The 22,094-nt window shown below is 65.5% G+C and carries 17 protein-coding genes and 4 tRNA genes; 10 read left to right on the forward strand and 11 right to left on the reverse strand.

Going from position 1 to position 22,094, the window contains the following annotated elements:
- From ABCW42_RS01305 to ABCW42_RS01325, 5 genes are read right to left on the reverse strand one after another with little or no spacing between them, the layout of a single operon-like run.
- Nucleotides 1–831 carry a sugar phosphate isomerase/epimerase family protein gene (locus ABCW42_RS01305; RefSeq protein ID WP_423183178.1) on the reverse strand — a complete coding sequence of 277 codons (831 nt, stop codon included), beginning with the start codon at nt 829–831 and terminating at the stop codon, nt 1–3.
- The gene (locus tag ABCW42_RS01310) at nt 828–1,700 is read right to left on the reverse strand and encodes a triose-phosphate isomerase family protein (protein ID WP_423183179.1); all 873 of its coding nucleotides are present in this window, start codon (nt 1,698–1,700) and stop codon (nt 828–830) included. Before ABCW42_RS01310 ends, ABCW42_RS01305 begins: the two co-directional genes overlap by 4 nt.
- On the reverse strand, nt 1,684–2,154 hold the full coding sequence (locus tag ABCW42_RS01315; RefSeq protein ID WP_423183180.1) for a ribose-5-phosphate isomerase: 471 nt from the start codon (nt 2,152–2,154) through the stop codon (nt 1,684–1,686). Before ABCW42_RS01315 ends, ABCW42_RS01310 begins: the two co-directional genes overlap by 17 nt.
- Nucleotides 2,151–3,905 (reverse strand): dihydroxyacetone kinase family protein, encoded by a 1,755-nt coding sequence (locus ABCW42_RS01320; protein ID WP_423183181.1) that lies wholly within the window; start codon nt 3,903–3,905, stop codon nt 2,151–2,153. Before ABCW42_RS01320 ends, ABCW42_RS01315 begins: the two co-directional genes overlap by 4 nt.
- Before the next feature lie 59 nt (nt 3,906–3,964).
- Complete coding sequence (locus ABCW42_RS01325; RefSeq protein ID WP_423183182.1) at nt 3,965–5,332, reverse strand: MFS transporter; 1,368 nt, start codon at nt 5,330–5,332, stop codon at nt 3,965–3,967.
- A 191-nt stretch (nt 5,333–5,523) separates the two neighbouring features.
- On the opposite strand from ABCW42_RS01325, the gene ABCW42_RS01330 reads away from it, so the two are divergent.
- The gene (locus ABCW42_RS01330; RefSeq protein WP_423183183.1) at nt 5,524–6,276 is read left to right on the forward strand and encodes a FadR/GntR family transcriptional regulator; all 753 of its coding nucleotides are present in this window, start codon (nt 5,524–5,526) and stop codon (nt 6,274–6,276) included.
- Nucleotides 6,277–6,315: 39 nt separating this feature from the next.
- Here the strand turns inward: ABCW42_RS01330 and ABCW42_RS01335 are convergent.
- Nucleotides 6,316–6,386 (reverse strand) — tRNA-Cys (locus ABCW42_RS01335).
- 210 nt (nt 6,387–6,596) lie between these two features.
- Here ABCW42_RS01335 and ABCW42_RS01340 point away from each other — a divergent pair.
- Entirely contained in the window at nt 6,597–9,092 is a 2,496-nt protein-coding gene (locus ABCW42_RS01340) for a beta-glucosidase family protein (RefSeq protein WP_423183184.1), read from the forward strand.
- A gap of 6 nt (nt 9,093–9,098) precedes the next feature.
- Here the strand turns inward: ABCW42_RS01340 and hutG are convergent, their stop codons facing one another.
- Both hutG and ABCW42_RS01350 read right to left on the reverse strand, forming a co-directional pair.
- Nucleotides 9,099–10,049, reverse strand: coding sequence for a formimidoylglutamase (hutG, locus tag ABCW42_RS01345; protein WP_423183185.1), 951 nt, complete (start codon nt 10,047–10,049; stop codon nt 9,099–9,101).
- Between the two features lie 74 nt (nt 10,050–10,123).
- On the reverse strand, nt 10,124–11,566 hold the full coding sequence (locus ABCW42_RS01350) for an NCS2 family permease (protein WP_423183186.1): 1,443 nt from the start codon (nt 11,564–11,566) through the stop codon (nt 10,124–10,126).
- Between the two features lie 113 nt (nt 11,567–11,679).
- On the opposite strand from ABCW42_RS01350, the gene ABCW42_RS01355 reads away from it, so the two are divergent.
- Nucleotides 11,680–12,318 carry a copper resistance CopC family protein gene (locus tag ABCW42_RS01355; RefSeq protein ID WP_423183187.1) on the forward strand — a complete coding sequence of 213 codons (639 nt, stop codon included), beginning with the start codon at nt 11,680–11,682 and terminating at the stop codon, nt 12,316–12,318.
- A gap of 111 nt (nt 12,319–12,429) precedes the next feature.
- Here the strand turns inward: ABCW42_RS01355 and ABCW42_RS01360 are convergent, their stop codons facing one another.
- A complete protein-coding gene (locus ABCW42_RS01360; RefSeq protein WP_423184766.1) occupies nt 12,430–13,098 on the reverse strand; it encodes an FAD-binding protein in 669 nt (222 codons plus the stop codon).
- 397 nt (nt 13,099–13,495) lie between these two features.
- Here ABCW42_RS01360 and ABCW42_RS01365 point away from each other — a divergent pair, with 397 nt between their 5' ends.
- Together ABCW42_RS01365 and ABCW42_RS01370 are read left to right on the forward strand one after the other, a co-directional pair.
- The gene (locus tag ABCW42_RS01365; protein WP_423183188.1) at nt 13,496–14,548 is read left to right on the forward strand and encodes a universal stress protein; all 1,053 of its coding nucleotides are present in this window, start codon (nt 13,496–13,498) and stop codon (nt 14,546–14,548) included.
- Between the two features lie 177 nt (nt 14,549–14,725).
- Nucleotides 14,726–17,611: a PEP/pyruvate-binding domain-containing protein gene (locus tag ABCW42_RS01370; RefSeq protein WP_423184767.1), complete on the forward strand. Its 2,886-nt coding sequence runs from the start codon at nt 14,726–14,728 to the stop codon at nt 17,609–17,611.
- 194 nt (nt 17,612–17,805) lie between these two features.
- On the opposite strand, the gene ABCW42_RS01375 is transcribed toward ABCW42_RS01370, so the two are convergent.
- Complete coding sequence (locus ABCW42_RS01375; RefSeq protein ID WP_423184768.1) at nt 17,806–18,165, reverse strand: metallopeptidase family protein; 360 nt, start codon at nt 18,163–18,165, stop codon at nt 17,806–17,808.
- A 388-nt stretch (nt 18,166–18,553) separates the two neighbouring features.
- Between ABCW42_RS01375 and ABCW42_RS01380 the strand changes: the two genes are divergently transcribed.
- Together ABCW42_RS01380 and ABCW42_RS01385 are read left to right on the forward strand one after the other, a co-directional pair.
- Nucleotides 18,554–19,618 (forward strand): LacI family DNA-binding transcriptional regulator, encoded by a 1,065-nt coding sequence (locus ABCW42_RS01380; protein ID WP_423183189.1) that lies wholly within the window; start codon nt 18,554–18,556, stop codon nt 19,616–19,618.
- On the forward strand, nt 19,615–20,538 hold the full coding sequence (locus tag ABCW42_RS01385) for a carbohydrate kinase family protein (protein ID WP_423183190.1): 924 nt from the start codon (nt 19,615–19,617) through the stop codon (nt 20,536–20,538). Before ABCW42_RS01380 ends, ABCW42_RS01385 begins: the two co-directional genes overlap by 4 nt.
- 36 nt (nt 20,539–20,574) lie before the next feature.
- Here the strand turns inward: ABCW42_RS01385 and ABCW42_RS01390 are convergent, their stop codons facing one another.
- A complete protein-coding gene (locus ABCW42_RS01390) occupies nt 20,575–21,483 on the reverse strand; it encodes a DMT family transporter (protein WP_423183191.1) in 909 nt (302 codons plus the stop codon).
- Nucleotides 21,484–21,711: 228 nt separating this feature from the next.
- Here ABCW42_RS01390 and ABCW42_RS01395 point away from each other — a divergent pair.
- The 3 genes from ABCW42_RS01395 (at nt 21,712) to ABCW42_RS01405 (ending at nt 22,086) form a co-directional block, all read left to right on the forward strand.
- Nucleotides 21,712–21,784 (forward strand) — tRNA-Glu (locus ABCW42_RS01395).
- Nucleotides 21,785–21,886: 102 nt separating this feature from the next.
- Nucleotides 21,887–21,960: transfer RNA gene (locus ABCW42_RS01400), tRNA-Asp, on the forward strand.
- Between the two features lie 50 nt (nt 21,961–22,010).
- A tRNA-Phe gene (locus ABCW42_RS01405) sits at nt 22,011–22,086 on the forward strand.
- Nucleotides 22,087–22,094: the final 8 nt, after the last annotated feature.

The raw sequence follows: 22,094 nt of genomic DNA on the forward strand, positions 1-22,094 counted from the left end.
TCATTTGCTCCTGAGGTAGTCGAGGCTTTGCTTGGTCCACTGGTTTTCGAGGCGGATGGTGTCCGTTTCGGTGTCCTGCCATGGCAGCCAGTGTTCGACGATTTGGTTGATGTTTCTTTGCTTGGGTTGGATCTTTTCGGCCATGTAGTCGTAGTCGAGAAGGCCTTCGCCCAGGGGTGCGCCGGAGTAGGTGAATCCGACCCATCCTTGTTTGCGGCTGAACGCAAAGTCTTTGATGTGCATGTTCAGGACGTAGGGCTCGACGGCGTCGATCACCTGGCGGGGCATCTCCAGTGCCGCGACGGTGTTGGCGGGGTCGGAGCAGATGCCCAGGTACGGGCTGTCGACGGCCCGGATGACGTCCAGGATCCGTTCGGTGGGGACTTGTTCGTAGGTTTCGACGGCGATGCGCACTCCGGCTGCTTCGAACTCGGGGAGCACTTCGGTGAAGATCGCGGTGGCTTCGTCGTTGTTCGGGGTGTGGCCGGGGACGTTGAACATGGTCCGCAGCAGGTCCGCGCCGAGGATCCGTGCGATGTGCAGGAAGCGGCGCAGGTGTTCGGGGCGGATCCCTTTGGTGCCGATCTCCAGCGTGATGCCGTGGTTGTCCGCGGTGGCCCGGACGGCACCCAGTTCGTCGTCGCTCATGTGTTCCAGGGGTGTGTAATCGCAGATCTGGAACAGGTCCACGCCCATTGCCGCGGTGCGCTCCAAGGCGTCGTGGATGCTCAGCGGTGCCGAGACGGCGTCCGAGAGCTGCCAGAAGAACGCGTAGCTGCTCAATCCAATACGACTGGCCTGCCCGATTTTGCTTTGGCCGGTGCCGTTCATGCTGCCACCTCCTTGGCAGCCGCGATCCGGGCGGCGGTTTCGTCCAGGATGGTGGCCAGTGCGGCGGGGTCGTGGGCGAAGCGGCCCAGGAACAAGCCTGCGACGGCGGTGTCAAGTTCGGTGATCAGCCCGGGTCCGGCGCTGCCGCCGTAGATGACCCGGCTGTCGTGCTGGCCGGGGAGGGAGCGGAGGTGCTCGTCGAGGCCGCGGACCACGGTGCTGATGTAGTCCGGGGTGGCCGGTTCGGGCGCTCCGATGGCCCATTGCGGTTCGTAGGCCACGATGGTGCGTCCTGCGGGGCCGAGGGTCGCTGCCCGGTTGAGGGCGGCGTCGATCGCGGCGGTGCAGTGCGCGATCGCTTCCTGGGCCGAGCCGGCGGCCGGTTCGCCGACGCAGAGCACCGGGGTGAGGCCGTTGCGGTACGCGGCGGCGGTCTTCAACCCGATGATCGCGTCGTCTTCACCGAAGATCCGGCGGCGTTCGGCGTGCCCGACTTCGGCGTAGCGTCCGCCGAGCTCGGCGATGGTCTTCGCGCCGGTTTCGCCCGTGTAGGGGCCTTCGTCTTCCCAGAAGATGTCCTGTGCCCCGGTCCCGACGCCGGCCGCGCCCAGGATGCGGGACGCTTCGGGCAGTGCGGGCAGGGCTGGGAGGACGAAGAGCTCGATGTCGTCGTTCACCACCGCGGGGTGCTTGAACGCGAGGGTGGCGATCTCGCGGCAGTAGTCCACCGAGCGCTGGTAGCCGAAGTACATTTTCAGGCTGACCCCGATGACCGCGCCGGGGCGGTGCGCACCGGCACCGGCGCCCCCGGCACCGGCGCGGGTGCCGCCGTCGTGGTTTGCGGTGCGGGTGTTAGCAGGAAGTGACACCTTCGTAGTCCTTAATGAGTGCGACTTTCTCGGCGGACGCGGAGCTTTCGTCGAAGGTGTAGTTGAGCCATTCCTTGGCCAGGCGGCGGGCGAGTTCGAGTCCGATGACGCGTTGGCCCATGGTGAGGACCTGGGCGTTGTTGGACAGGACGGCGCGTTCGACGGAGAAGGAATCGTGCGCGGTGACGGCGCGGATGCCGGGGACTTTGTTCGCGGCGATTGCGACGCCGAGGCCGGTGCCGCAGATCAGCAGGGCACGGTCGGCTTTGCCCGCGGCGATGAGTTCCGCGGCCGCGACCGCTACCGATGGGTAGGGGGTGTGGGATGCGGCGTCGACGCCGATGTCGGTCACGGATTCGACCAGGGGGTTGGCTTGCAGGTCGGCTTTGAGGGCTTCCTTGTAGTCGTATCCGGCGTCGTCGGATCCGATGACCAGACGCAGTGCGGCGCTCATGCGTTCTCCTTCAGAAGGGTCGTTGCGGTGGTGTCGGTCAGGGTGTTGTGGGTGGCGCGGATGATCAGGGCCATGGAGACCGCGCCGGCGTCGGGGGTGCCGAGGCTTTTTTCGGCGTGCGGGCGGGCCCGGCCCATGAGGGGCAGCAGGGTCGCGGTGGCTTCGGCGGCCTGTTCGGCGACCGTCGCCGCGGTGCCCCAGGCGTCCCGCAACCGGGAACCGTCGGTCACGGCCGCGGTGAGGGCGTCGCTGAAGGGGGCCAGGACGTCCACGAGGGTTTTGTCGCCGACTTTGGCTTTGCCGAAGTCCATGATGGAGCGTTTCGCTTCGGCCACCCCTGCCGCGACGGCCTCCGCAGTGGGCCGCTCGGTGTTCCCCACGGCGTGTCCGAGCGCACGCAGGGCCATGCCCCACAGCGCGCCGGAGGTCCCGCCGGCTTTGTCGGCCCAGGCGTCCGCGGCCAGCTCGAGCGTGGTTCCGGCACCGGCACCGCGTTCGACGGCGTCTGCCGCGGCCGCTGTGGCGGCGTGGATTCCGCGTTCCATGCCGATGCCGTGGTCACCGTCCCCGGCGATCGCGTCGATGCGTCCGAGTTCGGCCACGTTCGAGTCGATTACGGCTTTCGCCGCGTGGAGGGCGGCCAGCACTGCCGTGGCTGCCGTTCGGGAGTCCTCGGACGCGTCCGGGATCACGGTGGTCTGCTCGGCAGCAGCGGCGAGTTCGTCGGCGTCGAGCGCTTCGGCGGTGACGGCGCCGCGGCGGAACGCGGGCGCGTCGGCCGGGGCGTTCCAGAGGGCCTCGAGCTCGGGGTCGAGCCAGAAGAGAGTCAGGGAGGTGCCGGCCATGTCGAAGCTCGTGACGAGCTCGCCCACCTGCGGGTCCACCGCGACGATCCCGGCCTCGGCCAGGAGTTGCGCGACGCGGCGGTAAACCACGAACAGTTCTTCGTATTTCACGCTGCCCAGGCCGTTGAGGATCGGCACCACCCGGGCGCCCTTCACCTGCAGGCCGTCGGGGACCTCGGCCAGGAGGTCCTTGACGAGCAGCTCGGCGAGTTCGTCCGCCGTCGGGATGGCTGTTTCGCCGATGCCGGGCTCGCCGTGGATGCCCATGCCCACGGCCATCCGCCCGGCCGGAACGGTGAACAAGGGTTCGGGGGCGCCGGGCAGGGTGCAGCCGGTGAACGCGACCCCGAAGGAGCGGGTGCGTTCGTTCGCGCGTTCGGCGATCCCGGCCACGGCGTCCAGGGAGTAGCCGGCCTCGGCTGCCGCGGCGGCGACCTTGAAGACCGTCAGGTCACCGGCGATGCCGCGCCGCTTGTGCTTCTCGGCCAACGGTGCGGAGGAAATATCGTCCGTGACGGCGATGCTGCGGCACGCGATGCCTTCGGCGCGGAGCTTGTCCTGGGCCTGGGTGAAGTGCAGCACGTCTCCGGCGTAATTGCCGTAACCGAGCAGCACGCCGCCGCCGTTGTCCGCGGCCTTGGCCACGTTGTAAACCTGCTGCGCGGACGGGGACGCGAACAAATTCCCCATCGCCGCACCATGGGCCAGGCCCTGCCCGACCAGGCCGGCGAACGCCGGGTAATGCCCGGACCCGCCGCCGATCACCAACGCAGCCGACCCCGGAGTGCTGCGCGTGCTGCGGGCCACCCCGCCCGGCACGCGACGGACCCAGCGGCCATGCGACGCGACGAAACCCTCGATCATCTCATCAGCAAAAGCCGAGGGCTCATTGAACAAACGGGTCATGCGGAACTCCTGGAAACAGTGTGCGGAAAGGCTTGGGTAGGGGGTGGAGGAAAGCTGGATCAGCCTTGCGCGGGCTTGCCGGCGGCTGCGGTGTCCATTTCCGTTGCGGGCAGCCCCTCAGGCGCTTTTCCCCGGCGGCTGAGCACAACCATGAGGATCGAGGACAAGAGCATGAAACCGCCGACCACGAACATCGGTACCGTGTAGCTGCCGGTCCAGTCCTTGAGCCAGCCGGTGATGTAGCCCGCGCTGAAGCCGGCCAGGTTGCCTACTGTGTTGATCAGCGCGATTCCCGCTGCGGCTGCGGCGCCGGTGAGGAACTGGGTGGGTACGGTCCAGAAGTTTGGCAGGGCCGCGAAGATGGACATGGCCGTGATGGTGATGACGGCGATCGTCGCAGCCGGAGAGCCTGCGAACAAGGCCAGCGGGATGCTGATCGCTCCGGTGAGGGCCGGAACTGCGATGTGCCAGGTCTTGACGCCGCGTTTGGTGGCGTCCTTCGACCAGAAGTACAAGGCGACGGCGGCGGGGAGGTAGGGGATTGCCGTGACCAGGCCCTGCTGGAAGACGTCGAACTTCGAACCGAACTGGGTCTCGAAGCCCTTGATGATGGTGGGCAGGAAGAAGCCAAGGGCGTAGAGGCCGTAGATGAAGCCGAAGTAGATGGCGGACAGCATCCAGACGCGGCCGTTTCCGAAGACGGTCCGGACGCTTGCGTGCTTGCCCGTGTCCGCCGTCGCGGCCTTTTCCTTCTCGAGGGCGCCGATCAGCCAGGTCTTTTCCTCTGAAGTCAGCCACTTGGCCTTGGCGGGGGAGTCGGCCAGGTAGAACCACGAGATCGCGCCGATCAGGATGGCCGGGATGGCTACACCGAAGAACATGAAACGCCAGCCCTCAAGGCCGAAGAAGACGTTGTGCTGCTGGATCAATGCGCCGGCAAGCGGAGCGCCTACCACGGTGGTCAGGGGCTGTGCCAAGTAGAAGAGGGCGAGGATCTTGCTGCGGTGCTTGGCCGGTACCCAGAGGCTCAGGAAGAGGATGGCGCCGGGGAAGAAGCCGGCCTCGGCCACGCCCAAGGCGAAGCGGAGGATGTAGAGCTGTTCCACGTTGCCCACCCAGGTGAACAGCAAGGAGACGATGCCCCAGCTGACCATGATCCGGGCAAGCCAGCGGCGTGCTCCGAACTTGTGGAGGGCCAGGTTGCTGGGGACTTCCAGCAGGATGTAGCCAATGAAGAAGACACCGGAGGCAAAGCCGAACTGCGCAGCGGAAAGCGCCAGGTCCTTGGTCATTCCGTTGGGACCGGCGAAGGAAATGGCCGTCCGGTCCAGGTAATTGATGAAAAACATCAGGGCGACGAACGGCACCAGCCGGATCGCGACCTTCTTGATTGTCGAGCGTTCGACCACTGATTGCGTGGTGTCCACATTGACTCCTTGGTATTGGGTATCCCGGTGGCTCCTGCACTGGAGGTGACGGGTTGGCTCGTGACTTTGCCGGTGGTACCCGGCGACGTGAACGTGTGACTTCAACCATAGGACCGAAATCTAAATTGGTCAACCGGTTGACTGATACTCAATTCAGGCGAAATTGGTCATCCGGTTGCTACGCTGTGAATGTGTCAGTAAATTCGGCGGCCGCAGCGGCCCACATCACGGCAGCCCTTGCACCAATGGAGCACGGCTCCGTCGTTTCCGAGGTTGCGGAGCGGCTGCTTGCGTACTTCACGAGCGGCGACATCGCGGCCGGGACGCGCCTACCTGCCGAACGGCAGCTGGCGGCTTCGCTCGGCGTCGGACGTTCTGCGGTGCGCGAAGCGCTGGCCGCCTTGGAGATCCTCGGGATCGTGATCGTCCGGCCGGGGTCCGGGACCTACCTGCGCGACGGCGTCTCCGAACTTTTGCCGCGCACGCTCAGTTGGGGACTCATGCTGGGTGAGCCGCGCACGCGCGAGTTGGTCGAATTGCGCAGCGGCTTGGAGGTCCAGGCCGTCCAGTTGGCAGCCACCAGGATCAGTGATGAGGCGTTGGAGCGCATGCGGGCCGACCTCGATGCGATGGAGTCCGGACTCGACAACCTTGCGGTGTTCGTCGAGGCAGATGCCGCGTTCCACAAGGAAATAGCTTCGGCCTCCGGTAACCAGGTCCTCCAGGAATTGCTCCAGAGCATCCGATCGCTCCTGAGGATCTGGGTGGACCGGGCCCTGACCGACGAGGGCCACGCCGCCGCGGCCCTCGCGGAGCACCGCGCCATCTTCAAAGCCCTCGAATCCCGCGATCCCGCACTCGTCACCGAGGCGATGGTCTCGCACATGGGCACGGCTTCGCGGCGGCTCCTTGCCGGCTACGACGCAGCCAGCAGCTCGCAGTAGTAGCAGCTCGCCGCAGTATCGGCCCACACGCCAAAAGAGACGTGGTGGCGGGATTCGAACCCGCGTGCGCTGCTTTGCAGGCAGCTCCCTGGCCTCTTGGGTACACCACGTGCATCGAGGGTAGGCAGCCCGTCCGGGCCGGGCCAACAATGGTTTCGCCGCCTTTCGCCCGGTGTCGCGGCGTTGCGCACTGTGAACCCGTGCGACCTCCGAACTGGTGCTCCGCTGCGGCCTTGATTGAAAAGCGTTCAGTGCTAACCTCGTGAGCAATTGCGCAGGGGCAGCCTCGCTACATACGCCAAGCCAGGAAGAACGCCGCCATGGAAACTCCCACGGAGACGGGCACGGACGCCCGGCTCGAAGCGGGCACGGACGTACGGCTTCAAGCCCTCCTTGCCCAGCTCAGCCTCGAGGAGAAAGTCCGGTTGCTCACTGGCCGGGACTTCTGGACAACATGGCCCCTTGAGAAGATCGGCTTGCGCCGGATGCTTTTCTCTGACGGTCCTACTGGCGTCCGGGGCGAACTGTGGGATGAGCGTGAACCGTCCATGAACTTCCCCTCCGCGACGGCCATCAGTTCTTCGTGGGATCCCGCGATCGCGGATCGCCTGGGCGCCGCCTCCGCCGTCGAAGCGCGACGCAAGGGAGTCGACGTCGTTCTTGGCCCCACCATCAACCTGCACCGCTCGCCGCTGGGCGGCCGGCACTTCGAGGCGTTCAGCGAAGATCCGGTCCTGACGGCGGAGCTCGCCGCGGCGTATGTGGCGGGCGTGCAGCGCAACGGCGTGGGCGCGACGCCCAAGCACTACGTCGCCAACGATTCCGAAACCGACCGCTTCACCATTGACGCGCTCGTGGCGGACCGACCCTTGCGGGAGCTGTACCTCCTGGCGTTCGAGAAAGCGATCGTCGAGTCGCACGCTTGGCTCGTCATGAGTGCGTACAACTCGATCAACGGCACCACAGCCACCGAGAATGAGCTCCTGGAAACGCCGTTGAACAGCGAGTGGGGATTCGACGGCGTTGTCGTCAGCGACTGGACCGCGGTTCGCAGCCTCGAGAGCGCCAGGCATTCACAGGACCTCGTCATGCCGGGCCCGGACGGCCCTTGGGGTTCCGCGCTCGTGGCGGCAGTCAAGGACGGCGAGGTCTCCGAGGATGCCGTCGACCGGAAGGTGCTGCGCATCCTGCAACTCGCGGCCCGGGTGGGAGCGTTGGAAGGCTTCGAACCCGTGGCCGCCGAACCGATGGACCGCGAAGACCCCCTCGCGTTCGCTCGCGAAGCGTCCGTTGCCGGTACCGTCATGGTGAAGAACGACGGCGTGCTGCCGCTGGTCCCGGCGTCGGCGGTGAAGCTCGCCGTGATAGGGCACAACGCCCTCCACGCCAGGACCCAAGGCGGCGGGTCCGCAACGGTGGTTCCGGAGAAAATCGTTACCCCGCTGGACGGAATCCGGGCAGCCTTCGGGGCGGAAAACGTCACGTACAGCGTGGGCGCGGTGGTGCAGGAGGGCGTCGCCGAACTGCCCCTCGCGCAACTCAGGAACCCGGTGACGGGCGGGCCGGGCCTGCGCGTGCAGTTCTACGACTCCACAGGCAATGAACTGTTCGCCGAGGACCGCCGCTCCACTGCCTTGGTCTGGTTTGGCGGCGACGTGCCCATCGAGGAATCGGCCATGGTCCGATTCCACACCTTCTACACGCCCGAGAACAACGGCCACATCCAGCTCGGGTTCGCTACCGTGGGGCACGGCAGGATCTTCGTGGATGGTGTCCTCCTGCACGAAGCCAGTATCGAAGCGAGCGGCACGGACCTGGGTGCGGCGTTCCTCGCTCCGCCCTCGGCATCGGTGCGCGTCGAAGCCACCGCAGGCACCCCGCTTGAGGTCATGGTGGAACTCGACCTCGGCCACGGCGATGACGCCCTCGCCAACGCCTTGGCGGTGACCATAGGCCTGGAAACCAATGTTTCGGACCCAGAAGCGCTGATCGCCGACGCCGTTGCGGCCGCGCGGGCTGCCGACGTCGCCGTCGTCGTAGTCGGCACCAACTCACGCGTGGAATCGGAAGGCTACGACCGCACGTCCTTGGAACTGCCCGGCCTGCAAGACCGACTGGTGCACGAGGTGGCCAAAGCGAATCCGCGCACGGTGGTGGTGGTCAATTCCGGTTCACCGGTCCTGATGCCCTGGCGCCAGGACGTCTCCGCGATCCTCCTTACCTACTTCGGCGGCCAGGAATTCGGGACGGCGCTCGCGGACATCCTCACGGGCGAAGCGGAACCGGGCGGCCGGCTCCCCACCACGTGGCCGGCAACGCAGGAAGACGTGCCCGTCCTCAACACCACACCGGACGCCGAAGGCAAGCTCAGTTACGACGAAGGCATCCATATCGGCTACCGGGCCTGGCTGAAAACCGGCGCGGAACCTGCCTACGAATTTGGATTCGGCCTCGGGTACACCACGTGGGCGCTTGACGCCGTCGAGATCGCTGGCGGTGTTGCCGATGCCGGCTCTGCTGTGCCGCTCGCCGTGACGGTATCCAATACGGGTTCCCGTCACGGTAAGCAAGTGGTGCAGGTGTACGCCGAACGGCCCGATTCCGCCGTGGACCGGCCGGTTCGCTGGCTTGTCGCGTCCGTCCCGGTCACTGCCGGGGCGGGCGAAACCGTCACCGCCACGCTCAATGTGCCCACGCGCCTGCTGGCCTATTGGGACAATGGTTGGCAGTATGAGCCCGGCGAGTATCGGCTCCGGATCGGGACGTCGGTCAGCAAACTGGACCTCGACGCCGTCGTCACCCTTGGAGGTGCGTAAGCGTGCCTACGCGAGCAGCGTGTTCACCAGCCGCGCCGCCACCTTGGCGGTCCGCGAGTCGATATCGAACTCGGGATTGAGCTCCGCCACGTCCAGATGCAGGAGTTTTCCGCTTGCCGCCACCTGCTTGCACACCGCGCTGATGACGGGTAGCGGCACGCCATAAGCGGCCGGGGCGCTCACGCCGGGCGCCACCGACGCCGGGAGGACGTCGAGGTCGATCGTCAGGTACACCACGTCCACGCCCTCCTGGAACCGCGCGACGAATTCGTGCGCGGCCTGCGCAGAGCAGTCCTCGTCCAAAAGGTACTTCACGCCCAGGCGGCCTGCCGTGTCAAAAAGGGTCCGCGTGTTGTTGGGTTCGGAGATCCCGACGACGGCGTAGTTCAGTTCGCGCCCGGCGGCGGCTTCGGCGCGGGCCATCTGGAGGAACGGCGTGCCCGAGCTCGGCACCGGCTCGTCACGCAAGTCGAAGTGCGCATCGAGGTTCAGGACGCCGAGCCGCTTGCCTGAACGTACAGCTTCCGAACCCGCGACGCCCAGATAGCTGGCGAAGGCGGTCTCGTGCCCGCCGCCCAGCAGCACGGTGAGGTTGCCGCCGTCGAGCAGTTCCGAAACCACGCGGCCTGCACGGTCTTGGCCCGCCTCGAGCGAGCCGTCATCCACCGCCACGTCACCGGCGTCGAACACGTCCCGTTCCAGGTGGAAAGCGAGCGGACCGAGTGCATTGCGGATCGCCGTCGGCGCCGCTGCCGCGCCAACGCGTCCCTTGTTGCGCAGCACCCCCTCGTCGCTGCGGAAGCCCACGACGACGGCGGGCCGGGAGCCCGTGCCCGCGTTTCCGCTGCTGTGGGGAGCCACCGCCTGCCACCAGCGGCGGTGTTCGTCGCCGTCGCCGTCGTTGCGGCCGGTCCAGGGGGTGGGCGGAATGTCGATAGCGGGCAGCGCGGTGTACATAGTTCAAGCTCAGCGCATTGCCGGCCCGAAATACACCGCGTGGGCGCCGAGGGTGTCCGGTATCCCGGAAAGGCCTACTTGACGCCCAGGATTTCCTCGACCGGACCGATGCCGAAGAACAGCAGGAAAGCGGCAGCCACGGCCCACATGAGCGGGTGGACTTCGCGTGCGCGGCCCTGGAACGTGCGGATCAGGACGTGGGAAATGAATCCCGCGCCCAGGCCGTTCGCGATCGAGTAGGTGAACGGCATGAGTGCGATCGTCAGGAAGGCGGGAATCCCGAGGGCCCAGTCATCCCAGTGGATCTTGCTCACTTGGGACACCATCATGAAACCCACCACAACCAAAGCGGGCGCGACGGCCTCGAAGGGGACCAGGTTGATGAGCGGGGTGACGAACATCGCCACGAGGAACAGCAAGCCCGTCACGATCGATGCCAGGCCGGTCCGGGCGCCTTCGCCGATGCCCGCACCCGACTCCACGAAGATCTGGTTGGAAGACACGGACGAACCGCCGCCTATGATCGCGCCGAGGGCATCCACCTGGAGGACACGGTCCACGTTCGGGATGTTTCCGTGCTTGTCCACAGTGCCGGCTTCGCGGGCGAGGCCCACCATGGTTCCCATGGCGTCGAAGAAGATGCTCAGGAGGATCACGAAAGCGAGGAGCGCGGCCGCGATGAAGCCGAGGTGCTGGAACGCGCCGACTGGGTTCGCCTTGCCGATCAGGGAGAGGTCGGGGGCGGCCCACTGGGTGAACTTGGGCGCCACGAGGGACCAGCCACGGGGATTGACGTTCTTCCCGTCAAAGCTCGGGCCGATGTGCAAGGTGAACTCAAGGACGGCGGCCAGGGCTGTCGAAGCGATGATGCCGATGAGGATTGCGCCGCGCACCTTGCGGACCACGAGCGCGATCGTCAGCACGAGTCCGAAGACGAAGACCAGTGTGGGCCAGCCAAGGAGCTTCCCGTCGACGCCGAGGCTGACGGGGACTGTGGTGCCGGCGGCGTCGGGGACGCGGCGCACGAACCCCGCGTTGACCAGGCCGATCAACGCGATGAAGAGGCCGATGCCCACCACGATCGCCGTCTTGAGGGCCTCGGGCACGGCTTTGAAGACGGCAGTCCGGAAGCCCGTGAGCACCAGGATCAGCATGGTCAAGCCGGAAAGCATCACCAGCCCCATCATGTCCGGCCACGTCAGGCCGGGATGGGACGCAACCGTGACGGCCACGAACGCGTTCACGCCCAGGCCGGTGGCCACCGCGAACGGATGCTTGGCCCACGCGCCCATGAGGATCGTCAGGATGCCGGCAATGAACGCGGTGGTCGCTGCGACGGCGGGGAAACCCAGGGAGTGACCCGAGGAGTCCGCCCCCGAGAGTATCAACGGGTTCAGGACCACGATGTAGCTCATGGCAAAGAACGTTGCGAACCCGCCCCTGATTTCGCGGGAATAGGTGGATCCACGTTCCGAAATCTTGAAGTAGCGATCGATGGCTGAGCCCTGTTTGAGCATGGAGGTCTCCGGGGATCGGGGAAGTGTGCTCTCAAATCCTATGCCCGTGACAGCGGACACCCAGCAAATTCGCCTACTCTGTAAGGAATCCAACAAAAGGGAGTCCTTCGCCCATGCGCCCTATCCGCCAGTTGCTGGCCGCCGTCATTGCTGTCACCGCGGTACTTTTCTCCGCTGTGCTGTTTTCCGCCGCACCCGCCCTGGCGCACGACGTCGCCGAATCAACCTCGCCGGCCAACGGTTCAACTGTTGATAGCGTGCCCGATTCCGTGTCCATCACCTTCAACAACCGGCCCCTCGTGCTTGGATCTCAGATTCAGGTCAAGGACTCCACCGGCCAGAACTGGGCCGACGGCTCGGTCGAGATCGTGGACACCGTCGTCTCGCAAAAGCTGAAGCCGGGCGCCCCCGCCGGCCCCTTCACAGTGGTTTGGCGGGTTGTCAGCTCGGATTCGCATCCCATCGAGGGGACCTTCACGTTCACGGCGAAAACCGGAAGTACGACGTCGGCCGGCAGTTCCGAAGGCACCGGATCTGGCGCGGTGCCCACCGCCGGCACGCTCGCCCCGGGTTCGACCACCACGCCGGACAAAGCCCCGGACGCCTCCCAGCCTTTCCCCTGGAGCATCGTCGGGCTCGCGGTGGTCGCCGCAGGGCTCCTGGTGTTCCTGGGAGTCACCGCGCGGCGCAAGCTCGCGGGAAGCGGGGACGCTGAAGCTGGTGGCGCAGGGGACACGACGGACGACGACTAGGGCTTAGGCCAGGCGCTGGCCATAATGTCCGGTCCCGATGTCCGGAGCTTGTTTCGCATTCCGGAGCTACTAGCGCTGGTACCGGAAACAAGCGCCGGTGGCGGTGGGTTTCTAGGCGAGGGTCGGGAGCGCCGCGAAGACCCCGACGTGGGCTGCATGGACGCTGTCCGGGTGCACCTTGGCCGAAATTGCTTGGCCCACTACCTTGGCTTGGCGAAGGACCTCTTTGGGCGTGGGGGTCGCGAGTTCGCCGACGCCCACCAGGTACATTCCGATCGCACGCATGGCTGCCACGAAGTTCTGGCCAATCGCGATACCAAGATCGGCAAGCATCCGCCGCAACTGGCTCTGCCCGCAGCGGGTAACGACGATGTGGTCGGCGAGGAGCACGCCGTTCGGCGTGTGGACAGCCCATTGGTGTGAATCAGAAGCCGGTTTGTCCTGCATCGAGACACTGGCTACCGAGCCTTCGACGGCGGTTTCATCCACGCGGTCCAGGCGGACGGCCCGCGTGGTGTTCCGGACGTCCAGGCTGTGGCTCGTGGCATAGTTCCGCAAGTGCCTCAGGATTTCACTGCGCTCCTGGAGGCACGCGACGTCGGCAGCATCGCAACGCGGAAGGAGGCCCGTAGCGGGCGGCTGCGTGCTTCCCGTGATGTACAGGCCATCAACAACGATTGCGTCCACTCCATAGCGACTGAGTTCGCTGGCTACAGCCAGGCCGGACATGCCGGCGCCAATGACTACCGTGGTGGTGCGTTCCGTCCTCGCAGCAGGCATGGTTGACACAGCTTGGCTCCTCCTTGAAAAGTGCATTACCCAAGGCAATACAGGGGCAGCGTCCGAGTCCCCAAGCGGTCGCGACTGAAGGCCGTTGGCGTGTTGGAAAACACGGTCACCGTCATCAGTGCCTCGAACATTACAGAAGAAATCGTGTGCTGGATAGCCCTCTCATCGGCATGTCTGCGAACGCTTTTTTCACCCCGGGATTTCACTGTTTCGAAGGTGTTCCAAGCGTTATCCACATACGCTGATTCCGGCTTGATTCGGCTTCTGCAAACGAGAATAGTGATCATTGGAGGCCGCAACTCACGCCGGTGTAAGGAAAGCACGTTGTGGGCACGGCCTCTGGCAGAATAGCCGCAACATCAGCCAGTAGTGCGAGGAGGCAGGCCCCATGGACCAGCACAGCAAACACTCTGAAAGCCATCACCCGGACGCCGAAGGCAACGGGGAGGAGCCATCGATCGCCCCTGGCGGAATTGTGGTTGGCGTTGACGGTAGCGAGCATGGCCAATGCGCCCTCGTCTGGGCCGCGCGGGAAGCCGAGCGGAGGCAGATCCCGCTCCACGTCGTGACGGCATACTCAGTTCCGATTTTCGCGGCCTCGGGCTTGGACGGCGGATACGCAACAGTGGACGATTCCGTCATACGGGACGGTGCCGAAGCAATCGTCAAGCAAGCGCTCGAGAAAGTTTCCGGCTACGCCATCGACGTCGATGGCTCAGTCGAGAACGGCGACGCGTCCGGCGTGCTGCTGGATCTGTCCGAATCGGCCGAACTCCTCGTCTTCGGTACGCGCGGGCGGGGCGGATTCGTCGGCAGGCTATTGGGATCGGTCAGCAGCGCACTCCCTGCCCACTCGAAGTGCCCAACAGTGACCGTGCCCCTTTTCTGCTCGGACCGCCTGGGCGAAAGCACCGAGGACAAGCACATCAAGGCAGAGCGTGCCAAGTCCGGCCCCCATGTGATCGAGAACGTGGTGGCCGTGGGCGTGGATGGCTCGGAGCAGGCCCGGATTGCCGTCTTGGAGGCCGCTGAACAAGCCCAGAGGATGGGAGCGAAGCTGCGCGTCATCTGCGCCGTTCCGGAATACAGCGGATCCCTCGCCTGGGTTCCTGCTCCCTTGGACAGGGAAGCGCTTTTCAGGGATATCAAGGTTCAACTTGAAGCTGGCATGGCCTGGCTCAAGAGCCATTTCCCCAAGCTGCCGGTGGAAACGCAATTGCTGGACGGCTCTCCGGTGGAGGTGCTTGTAGAGGTCAGCCGTGGCGTTGAACTTGTGGTGGTCGGCACGCGCGGCCGTGGGGGTTTCGCAGGAATGCTCCTCGGATCAACCTCGGATGGCATCCTGCACCACGCCAAGGGCCCAGTGCTCGTTGTTCCTGACCGTGATGATCCGAGGCTTGAGGACCGCCCAAAGTTCGGTCCCATGCTCGGCGCGGCGTAGGCCCAGGGTAACGAGCAGGCGGCGGGGGACGGGGCGGCAATGATCACGGGAAATTCGGGGTCCGAGTCGAAGTCGGAGTCGGAGCCGGGGTCCAAGCCCGGGGCGGGGTCGGGGCCTGAGCCGGCATCACGAACCGCGCCGCGCTTGATCCTCGAATTACGCGAGGTCCGGGCTGCCATGCTTCCCGAGGTCGGCGGCAAGGCGGCGAACCTTGGCGAACTGGCGTGGGCTGGTTTTCCGGTTCCGCCTGGATTTTGCCTCAGTACCGAGGCGTACCGGCACGCACTGCAGGTGGACGAAAACCACGACGCCGGTGGTCAGGAATCCGGGCCGGGCGCCAGACCGGACGCTTCGGGCAACACGACCCGCGCGCTCTCGGAGATAATCCACGAGCTCGAGTCCGCCGAGCCGGGCGACCTTGAGCGGCTGGGAGTGCTCGCGGCCAGCGCCAGGAACGCGGTGCTCCAGTCCGGCATGCCCATGGAAATTGAGCAAGCCATCCGCTCGGCTTACGCGGGGCTCGGTTCGGATGCCGCGGTGGCCGTCAGGTCTTCCGCGACTGCCGAGGACCTGCCCTTTGCGAGTTTCGCGGGGCAGCAGGACACATACTTGAACGTTGTGGGTGCCGAGGCTGTTCTCGACGCCGTTCGAAAATGCTGGGCATCCCTATGGACGGACCGGGCTGTCAGCTACAGGGCCAGCAACGGAATCCAGCACGCCGCGGTGACCCTCGCCGTCGTTGTTCAACTCATGGTGGATGCGGAGGCGGCAGGCGTCCTCTTCACTGCGAACCCCGTTACGGGACGTCGCCGCGAAGCAGTAATCGACGCCAACCCCGGCCTCGGTGAGGCAGTGGTCTCAGGCGCCGTGAACCCGGACCACTTCGTGGTGGATTCGCTTACAGGCAGGATCACGCAGCGAAGGCTCGGAGACCGGAAACTCGTGATTCGTTCCCTCCCTGGGGGCGGCACCGAACGCCTTGACGCACCGTCGCTTCCGGACTCGGACTTGGGCTCGCCAAGCCAAACCGCTTGCCTGAACGATTCCCAGATCAGGTCCCTGGCAAGCGTGGGGCAACGTGTGGAGGAACACTACGGTTCGCCGCAGGACATCGAATGGGCCGTGGACGGCGACGGAAAACTATGGCTCACCCAGGCGCGCCCCATCACGACGCTTTACCCGCACCCTGTCCGTCCGCAACCTGTCCGCCCGCACCCAGTCCGTCCGAACGCTCCTCGCTCAAGCACCGCCCGCCCAAACCCGGTTTACACCCGCCCAAACCCGGATAGAAACAGCGCAACCCCAGGTCCGCACGCGTACTTGTGTTTCAGTCTTGCGCAGGGGCTCACGCGCCCGCTTACCCCTATGGGTCTCGCCGCTATCAGGGTCCTTGCTGCGTCAGTGGCGCGCACGGCGGGTTTCCAGGTCCCTGAACCGCGGAACGGCCCTTCGGCATACTACGAAGCCGGAATGCGGATCTATTTCGATCTCGCCACTCCGCTGCGAAGCACCGTAGGCCGCGCGATTGTCCCGAAGGCCTTCGACTTCATGGAGTCCCGTTCGGCCGCCGTCATGCGGGCGCTGTTTGATGATTCCCGTTTCGCCGTTACGAACAAGACGCCGCTGAAACTCATCAAGCACGTGGCCCCTATCGTGCTTCGCTACCGCGTCCCGGAGACCCTTGTCCGAGCCATTTTCAAGCCGAAGGAAGCGCTTGAACGCGTCAATAACGTCGCCGCGGAATTGAAGGCCGCGTTGGCGGTTCCTGCGGATGCCTCTCCGCGGGAGAGGATTGGCCACGTCGAGCGGATCCTCGGCAAGGAACTCTTCCCTGTCATACCCAACACCCTGCCACCGGTTGTGGTCGGGTTCGCAACCATGGGAATTGTCAGGAAACTCCTCGGTGAACAAGCCTCCTGGGACGAGCTCCAGACCATCATCCGTGGGTTGCCCAACAATGTCACCACGGAAATGGACCTTGCGCTGTGGCAGCTTGCAACCTTCATCCGGGATGATACCGAGTCCGCCGGAGCCTTCGCTGGCACAGATCCCGCCGCCCTCGTGCAAAAGTACCGTGAAGGCCGGCTGCCCACTGTCGCCCAGACCGGACTCGAAGACTTCCTGAGCCGCTACGGGCACCGGGCAGTCGCGGAAATCGACCTCGGCATGGCCCGCTGGTCCGATGACCCCACCCACATCATCGGCGTGCTCATCAACTACTTGCGCCTCGAGGACCCCCGGCTCGCTCCGGACAAACAATTTGAGAAAGCCGCGCACGACGCCGAGGAACAGGCTGCCGTCCTGGTGGCAAGGGCGCGGTCCAAGAGCGCCTTCCACGCCAAGATTGTGAAAGCCGCACTAGAGCGCACCCGCATGTTCTCCGGGCTGCGCGAGTTCCCGAAATACAACCTCGTGGTTGCTTTGGCCGCTGCCCGGTCCCAACTCGCGTTGGTAGGAGAAGCGCTCGCAGAGGCGGGAAGGATCGACGACCCCTCGGACGTTTTCTTCCTCGATTTCAACGACGCCCACAGAGGCCTGGACGGCACTGACCTCCATGAACTCGTGGCTCGGCGCCGGGACGAATACGAGCTGGAAATGCGCCGCCGCCATGTGCCCAGGGTGTTGCTTTCCGACGGGACTGAACCCGAAGCGTTGCCGTCCGGTAGCCGGAACGGCGGTAAATCAAAGGCAAGCGCCCAACGCGGGGGCGCCCGGCAAAACGACATCCCGGAACCCGGATCCTCGGGGTCCGACGACGTGCTGCGGGGAGCTCCCGCATCCGCAGGGACCGTGACTGCCGTGGCCAGGGTGATCATGGACCCCGTGGGTGCTCATCTGGAACCGGGAGAGATCCTGGTGGCTCCATCCACAGACCCCGGTTGGACTCCGCTATTCCTGACCGCTGCGGGACTCGTCATGGAGATGGGCGGTCCAAACTCGCACGGCGCAGTCGTCGCCCGGGAGTACGGGATTCCAGCCGTCGTCGGGGTCCCGGATGCCACTTCCCGGATCACGTCGGGCCAAACGATCACGGTGGACGGCGCCGCTGGCACGGTCGCCTGACGGCGGGGCAAACGCACCGGGGTCAGTGCACACCCCCGCTTCCTACGGCGCGGACCGGTTTCATGCGGACCTGCCCCAGAGCGGAGCGGTTTAACGCGGACCTGACACCGTACGGACCCGCCCCAGCAAGGACCTGCCTCAGCACGGACCTGCCTCAGCACGGACCTGGCTCAGCCCTGACCTGAGTCAACCGCCTAGCCCCAGCCGAGTTCGTGCAAGCGGTCGTCCCCGATTCCGAAATGATGGGCGATCTCATGGATCACCGTAATGGCGACTTCGTCGATCACGTCTTGTCGGGAAGAGCAAATATCCAGGATGGGTTGGCGGAAGATGGTGATCCGGTCCGGGAGCGAGCCGGCGTCCCACCATGAGCCGCGTTCCGTCAACGGGACGCCCTCATACAGGCCAAGCAGAACCATGCCGGGATCGTCTCCGGGCTGCGGCGTGTAATCGTCCTCAATGAAGATGGCCACGTTGTCCATCGCCCGGGCTGCCTTGTCCGGAATCAGGAGCAAGGCATCGCTGACGGCCGCCTCAAAGTCCTCCGGTGACATCTCGAACGGCGCGGCGCCTCCGGCCTCTGCGCCTCCAGCCTCGGCGCCGCCAGCCTCGCCGCCATCAGCCTCGCCGCCACCAGCCTCGCCGCCGCCAGCCTCGCCTCCTCCAGCCTCAGTGCCGCCAGCCGCCGAATTCCCCGCAACCGTGCCCGCGGCCTCGATATCGGCCGCTCTCGCTACCGTGGGGCGCACGCCGAAAATGCGCTGGCTAAAGGGAACTTCGCCATCTGGAATGATCGGCAAGCCGGGAGGCAAATTGATGGGCATGTTCCGACTGTAACGCGCGGCTTCATCATTGACGCTGGATGTGGCTGCAGCTACAGTTTTCCGGGCTGGTAATTCGTATAACCAAGCTGCAAGTTAAGCCAAAACAGACAGGGAATCGATGAGCCGCCACGGCAGCAGATCCGGCACGACGATGAACGACGTCGCTGCCGCTGCCGGTGTTTCCCAGGCCACAGTATCGCTGGTGCTCAACGATGCCGCTGGAACGCGATTCTCGGAGGAGACCCGGCAGCGCGTCCACGCCGCGGCCAACCGGTTGGGCTACAGGACCAATGCCCATGCCAAAGTGTTGCGCGATGGCGTGGCGGGAATGATCGGCTTCGTCGGCGACTTCGTGGCCACATCCCCTTTTGCCGGCAAGATCATTGAAGGTGCCCAGGCCAAAGCATGGGAATCGGGTTTGCTCCTGCTGACGGTGAATACGGGCGGAGACAAGGCCCTCGAAGCCGCATCGTTGGAGGCCATGCTGTCCTACAAGGTGGCCGGAGTGGTCTACGCCGCGATGTACCACCGGGTCCTCGACGTGCCCGACGTCCTGTCCGAGGTACCCGCCGTCGTGCTCAATTCGCGCGACCGCGCGGGACGCTTTCCCAGCATCGCCCCGCAGGAAGAAGCAGGAGGCTACGCCGCCACGAAAAGGCTCATCGACGCCGGCCATCGCCGGATCGCGATGATCAACCTTGGCGCCCCGGACGGGGAGCTGCCGGCCGCCGTCGGGCGCTATGGCGGATACCGGCGCGCCCTCGCGGAAGCGGGCATCGATCCGGATCCCGGCCTCCACAGGATCGGCGACGGTCATGAATCGGGCGGCTTCGACAATGCCCTCGCGCTCATGACGGGCAAGCAGCCGCCCACAGCCGTTTTCTGTGCGAACGACCGCACCGCCTGGGGCGCCTACCAGGCCCTGGCCCAGCTCGGTTTATCCGTCCCGGGGGACGTGTCCGTTGTGGGTTTCGATAACCAGGAAACCCTAGCGCCACATCTGCGGCCCGGCCTGACTACGCTCGAACTGCCCTTCGTCGGGATGGGCCGGCGCGCGGTCGAGCTGCTGTTGGCCGGTGCGGAGCGCAACGGCCGCGCCGAATACTTTGAATGCCCGCTCGTTGAACGCCAGTCCGTGGCTCCGCCACGGGAACCCTCCCACCAAGGAACAGGAACCCCATGAACCACTTCGCGTCCCCCTCGCCCGAGCCGCTCGACGTCGTCGTGGTAGGCGAAGCCCTCATCGACATCGTCCACACGCCGCAAGGCGAGACCGAATACCCGGGTGGATCGCCTGCCAATGTCGCGTACGGCCTGGGCCGCCTTGACGTGAAGGCCGGGCTGCTCACGGCCGTCGGCCGGGACGCGCGCGGCGAGTCCATCGCCGCGCACTTGGCTAGCGCCGGCGTCGTGGTGCTGCCCGGTTCGCAGTCGCTCACCAAGACGGCCACCGCGACGGCGGAAATCGCGGCCGACGGTTCGGCCGAGTACTCCTTTGACATCGAATGGTCCTTGGGCCGCGCCACCCTGCCTTACGCGCCGAAGATCCTGCATACGGGCTCGATCGCAACCTTCCTCGAACCCGGCGCCAGCTCGGTGCGGAACCTTTTGGAACAAGCGCAAGGCGGGTGCATGGTCACCTACGATCCCAACATCCGCGCGGACCTCCTCGGCAGCCACGGTGAGGCCTTGCGTATTTTCGAAGAGCTGGTGCCGCTGGCCGGCGTCGTGAAGCTCAGCGACGACGACGCCTTTTGGCTTTACCCGCGCAAGTCCCTCGAGGAGACCGCCCAACACATCCTGGGCCTCGGCGCGGGACTGGCCGTGGTGACTCGCGGCGCCGAGGGCTCCCTAATGGCGACGCCGCACACCCAGCTGATCGTTCCCGCGGTGACTTCCGTGGTGGCGGACACTATCGGTGCCGGCGATTCCTACATGTCGGCTTTGATCCTCGGACTATTGCTGCGTGGAAGCGAAGGGTTGGCGCCCACCGTGCTGGAGCGCATCGGACAGACCGCGTCGATGGCTGCCGCCATTACGGTGGGGCGCCGCGGGGCCAACCCGCCCACGCACCGCGAGCTCCTCGCCGGAATGGCGCGGTAGCGGCTGTGCCCGCGCGGCAGGCTTCCGGCGAGGCGGCTAGCGGGACCTGCGCCTGGTGAGTCCGACGCCCACCAGGCAGACGATTCCACCAACGAGGCCCCACACGCCGGGGACCTCGTTGAGCAATGCCCAGGAGATCAGGATCGTGGTGCCCGGGACGAGGTAGGTCGTGGCGGCGAGCTTTCCCGCTTCAATCAGGGAAAGGGCGTAGGCCCATGTGGTGAACGCGATCGCCGTGGGAAAGACGCCCAGGTAAACCAGCCCGAGCGTGGCCGGAAGGGGAGCCGCCTGCACCTCGGCCACAAGCTGGCCGGCCCACGGCAAGCAGCACACTGCGCCCACCATGATGCCGAACCAGGTCGCTTGCGCCGCCGGGAACTTGCGCAGTACGGGCTTCTGGACGATCACGCTCACCGCGGCGAGCACGGCGGCCAGGAGGCACAGCAGCACCCCGGCGACGTCCGCCGTCGAACGCTGGCCGGAGCCGAGCGCAATCAGCACGACCCCGCCGAACGCCACGAGGCTGCCGATGATCAGCCAGCGCGGAAAGCCTTCCTTCAGGATGAATCCGGCCAGGACGGCGATCAGAATGGGTGAAACGTTGATCAGCATGGCGCTGGTGCCGGCGTCGAGCAAGTGTTCAGCCGCGTTGAGAGCCACGTTGTAGCCGCCGAACCACATGACGCCGTACGCGAGGATGGGCCACCATTCGCGGCCTTTCGGCCAGGTGCGCAGCTTGGGCAGGGCCACAATGCCGAGCGCGACGGCGGCAACCGCCAACCGCCCGAGCGTCAAGGAACCGGGGGAGAAGCTGGGTCCCACGGCGCGGATGCCCACGAAGGCAGACGCCCAAAGGGCAACGGTGACGACGACGGCGGCAACGCCGAGCTTGTTGATGGTCCGGGAGCTGGTGGTCGCCGGATTGAGTGGAGTGCTTGTGGCCATGCTGCCAATCTAGCCCGGCGTGACTGCTCCGGACTGGCGGAATTCGGACGTCTTTCAGCAAGAACCTGCCAACATCGGTGAGCGGTTATTCGGCAGCTCGTGCGCCGATTTTGGAATATCCCCACCTATGCTCTAAAGTTTTAGAGTCCAGTTCGGACGAGCGAGATGCGAAAAGCACACGGGAAGCCGTAATGTGTTGTTGCCTGTCGCAAATTCGGATTGTTCCAGGCCCCCATCGTCTAGCGGCCTAGGACACCGCCCTTTCACGGCGGCGGCACGGGTTCGAATCCCGTTGGGGGTACGCAAGGAAGTGGTCAAACCAGTCGGAAAAGTCTGGTAGGCTGGAAGCCTTGAAAAACCACGGTAGAGATACTGCGGACGTAGTAGTGATACTACACAGCGAGGCCCTGTAGCGCAGTTGGTTAGCGCGCCGCCCTGTCACGGCGGAGGTCGCGGGTTCAAGTCCCGTCAGGGTCGCTTTGATTGTCGGAAGAAATTCCGGCAATCATGGTGACAATGTCACCTAAGGCTCTGTAGCTCAGTTGGTAGAGCGTTCGACTGAAAATCGAAAGGTCACCGGATCGACGCCGGTCGGAGCCACCACTGGGAAG

Origin of the sequence: Arthrobacter sp. NyZ413, from assembly GCF_049390645.1 — a bacterium.
Classification (GTDB): Bacteria; Actinomycetota; Actinomycetes; order Actinomycetales; family Micrococcaceae; genus Arthrobacter.